Below are 3,645 nucleotides of genomic sequence, written 5' to 3' on the forward strand. Positions count from 1 at the left end.
TGCCGACCTAGCATTGTTCATCTCCTCAAAGAGGCGTGAATCAATGAGGTGGATTACAGTTCCGGGTGACTAGCATCTTCGCTGAGATAATGGATCAAGCCGCCGGTGGCATTGCGACCGAACAGCGTGCCTTGAGGTCCACGCAGAACCTCTACACGCTTGATGTCGAACAGCTGACCTGAAATGGCGTTCATCGAGGCGATGTAGGCATTGTCCTGATACACCGCGACAGGGGCTTCCAGATTGTCGGTAAAGTTGCTCTGCGATATTCCGCGCAGGCTGAAGATTGTCAGGTTCGGGGACCATGCATTGACGCGCAGAGAGGGTATCTGCTGTGTGATCTGCGTTGTTTCGGTAATGCCCAGACGACTGATCTGCTCACCCGTAAAGGCGCTGACCGAAATGGGAACCTTCTGCAGGTTCTCGCTGCGCTTATTGGCGGTGACGATGATTTCGCCGAAAAGGGCGGGCTCTGCACCGTCGTTGGCCGTTTCCTGAGCGCTGGCCAATACCGGAACGGTCATCGCTGAGCACGCCAGCATCAGCGAAACATATCGCGCGGCGCGTAATTTAATCTGCATGATTATTCACTCCCTAGATTTTTGATCCCCTACAGCACTGCGAGCAGGCAGGCCGTGAAAACGAGCCGTTATAAATCGGCAGTTTAAAATTTACAGTATGTGTGATTATGATGATATTGTTCCTAAAAAGAAACAATTAACTGAGAGGGTTTTTGAATTTTTGCAATTCGAAAGTTTTCTAAGGAGAATGCGAGTAATATACTGTAAATAAACAAAAAAAATAATTTTAAGTTTGAAATTTAAGTTACCTAATTGCAACAATCATAGAAAATAATGTTAATTGTCAATTTCAATCGCATCGAGTTACATTGGATTGATCCTCACAGCGATTCGCTGCTCGATAGGGAGAGCATCATGTCTCAGGTCTTCGAAGCCGAAAACGGAATATCGCACATGCGCCACGCGGAAACCGGCATCAGCCCGGACGATATCATAAAGCGCGCCCGCGCTCTCGTGCCCATATTGCGGGAGCGTGAAGCGCAAGCGATCACCGACAGGCAGGTGCCCAAGGAAACCATCGCGGCGTTTCAGGATGCGGGCTTCTTCAGAATACTGCAGCCAAAACGCTATGGCGGCTATGAAATGTCGCCAGCAGTCTATTGCCAGGTGGCGAAGACGCTGGCTGAGGGCTGCATGGGCAGCGCATGGGTCTATGGGGTTGTGGCCGTTCATAACTGGCAGTTGGCCTTGTTCGACCCGCAGGCCGCGGAGGAGGTTTGGGTACAGGACAATACGGTACTTATCAGCTCTTCTTACATGCCAACCGGGAAGGCCACCAAGGTCGATGGCGGCTAAAGGTTCAGCGGCCGGTGGGCATTCTCAAGCGGATCGGCTCACTGCTCATGGGTGATATTAGGCGCGAACATGATTGCGGAAGGGGGCGATGGCACGCCGGAACCTTATAATTTCCTGCTGCCGCGCAGCGACTATGATATTGTCGATACCTGGAATGTAATGGGTCTCTGTCCTACCGGCAGCAACGATATTGTCGTCGATGATGTGTTCGTACCCGATCACCGCGTGCTCCGCGAACGCGACATGTTCAATCTGGACTGTCCCGGACATGCGCTCAATACCGCACCGCTCTATTCGATTCCGTTTGCGCAACTTTTTAATCGCACCGTTTCGACCACCTCGATAGGCTCGCTTCGGCGTGCGCTCGATGTATTTGTAGAAACCACGCGGCAGAAGCGTACAACCTATACCGGATTGCGCCTTGCAGGCGACACGACGATCCAGGAAGCGGTGGCAGAAGTCAGGCTTACCCTCAACGATCTTGAACTGCGGCTCGCGTCCGATATTGCAGAATTGGAAGCCCGGGCGGCGAGCGGCGACTGGCCAGTCGAACGCCGTGCACAGTTAGGCCACCACACCACAGCGATGGTTTCGCGTTGTGTCGAAGCGATAGACAAGCTTATGCTGTTTTCGGGAGGGAAGGCGATCTATTCCGGTAACGTTATCCAGCGGGCTTTTCTCGACATCCACTGTGCCCGTGCCCATGTTGCCAACAATCCCTATCCCTATGCGCGCAATGTCGGCGGACTTGCCTTCGGTTTTGAAAATGATTGTATGGATTTGTGATCATGACAATCGCAAAGCCTTAGATGCCGTAATGGGCCGGCGTCTGAAGAGTAGCCAGATTGGTGGCTGTCCCATTAGGCAGGCAATCCTCGATCTCTTTGCACGACCGCCACCCCCACGATGTCCTCACTGCGCAACGCTTTTGACCGAGCCCGCACGACCCAGACTGCCAAAGTAGTGTTAGTCCATTGACTCAGGCGCGAGTAGCGCGCTTGCGCTTGGGACGGCATTGCTCTTGTCCTGCATCTCACCACGAACAAAGTCCACGAATGCCCTGACTTTCGAGAGGGCGAAGTTTCCGCGCGGGAAGATGATGTGGAGTGGTATGCTTTCGGTGACGACATCGGTCAGGAGCGGTTCGAGCCTGTTCGCGGCGATATCCTCCCCAACCAGGAAGCGGGGGAGGTAGCTGACGCCGAGGCCCTGGAGGGTAGCCTCGCGCGCCATGCGAACGGAATTGCTGGTCAAGGGGCCGCGGTTTACGGCGACCGATACGTCATCTGAGAGACGCCATTCTCCCACTTTCGAAAGATGTGTTTCAATGATGCAGATGTGATCTTTCAGATCGTTCGGCGTAGATAGTCTGCCGGCGCTTGCGAGATAGGTCGGCGCTGCGACAAGAACCATCGGGTAATCCCGCAGCCGCACCGCTTCAAGACTGGAGTCGAAGGGGTCGCCCATCCAAAAGGCCACGTCGAACCGGCCTTTGAGCATACTAACCTTGCTGTCCGAAAGATTGAGGAACAGGCGCATGTCCGGATAGGTCTGCAGAAATCGGGGAATGATCGCGGTCAGGTCGAACAGGGAGGAAACCACGGGCGCGTTGACTTTGAGATCTCCACGCGGTTTTGATACCATGCCGGTGATGATCTGATTTGCCTCATTGACCTCATCGACAATTCTGGCACACCGGGCATACATTTCGCGTCCGGCAGGTGTCAGGGAGACCGAACGCGTCGTACGTTCAAGCAGACGCACGCCAATGCTCTGTTCCAGCTTTGCGATCTGGCGGCTGACCGCAGCCTTGGAATAGCCAAGCAGGTTGGCGGCGTTCGAAAACCCCCCAGTGCTTACAACGGCGGCGAATGAGATCATCGCCATAACATTACCTAGGTCCGGTCTCTCTTCCATAGCCTCTCCCTGTTTCATGCCGCCAGTTGTGTCAATAATATTACCGGAATCGATTGAATTGCAGCACCGGAACCTCCATCAAATTGTTACTAATATGCAAAAGTAAGAGCTATAAGCAATAGACTGTTGCTCTAAGATTAACTTTGGGCGAGAATAAATGCATTAGAATTTCACTGCGGCGATTCGTGCTGTGGTGATTGATGGAGATTTTATGATGGCAATAGAGCATTCCCAATCCGCACTGCGTGATGAACGCAGCCAGTTTCATCCCTTTACCTGTTGATTACCGCTGAGAGTTGACCCGGGAGGGATATAAATTTCCGTCGAGAACTGACCCATGTTTGAACCACCT

At 53.1% G+C, this 3,645-nt stretch carries 4 protein-coding genes; 2 read left to right on the forward strand and 2 right to left on the reverse strand.

Annotation, left to right across the window (positions count from 1 at the left end; genetic code table 11):
- Positions 1 to 53: 53 nt before the first annotated feature.
- Positions 54 to 581: a TonB-dependent receptor plug domain-containing protein gene (locus L3X40_RS21265; protein ID WP_237367339.1), complete on the reverse strand. Its 528-nt coding sequence runs from the start codon at positions 579 to 581 to the stop codon at positions 54 to 56.
- 354 nt (positions 582 to 935) lie between these two features.
- Here L3X40_RS21265 and L3X40_RS21270 point away from each other — a divergent pair, with 354 nt between their 5' ends.
- Positions 936 to 1,376: an acyl-CoA dehydrogenase family protein gene (locus L3X40_RS21270; protein ID WP_237367340.1), complete on the forward strand. Its 441-nt coding sequence runs from the start codon at positions 936 to 938 to the stop codon at positions 1,374 to 1,376.
- A 69-nt stretch (positions 1,377 to 1,445) separates the two neighbouring features.
- Positions 1,446 to 2,162, forward strand: coding sequence for a hypothetical protein (locus tag L3X40_RS21275; protein ID WP_237367341.1), 717 nt, complete (start codon positions 1,446 to 1,448; stop codon positions 2,160 to 2,162).
- A 180-nt stretch (positions 2,163 to 2,342) separates the two neighbouring features.
- Here L3X40_RS21275 and L3X40_RS21280 read toward each other — a convergent pair whose 3' ends face one another.
- On the reverse strand, positions 2,343 to 3,263 hold the full coding sequence (locus L3X40_RS21280) for a LysR family transcriptional regulator (RefSeq protein WP_237367342.1): 921 nt from the start codon (positions 3,261 to 3,263) through the stop codon (positions 2,343 to 2,345).
- Between the last annotated feature and the right edge of the window lie 382 nt (positions 3,264 to 3,645).

Source organism: Rhizorhapis sp. SPR117, from assembly GCF_021742065.1.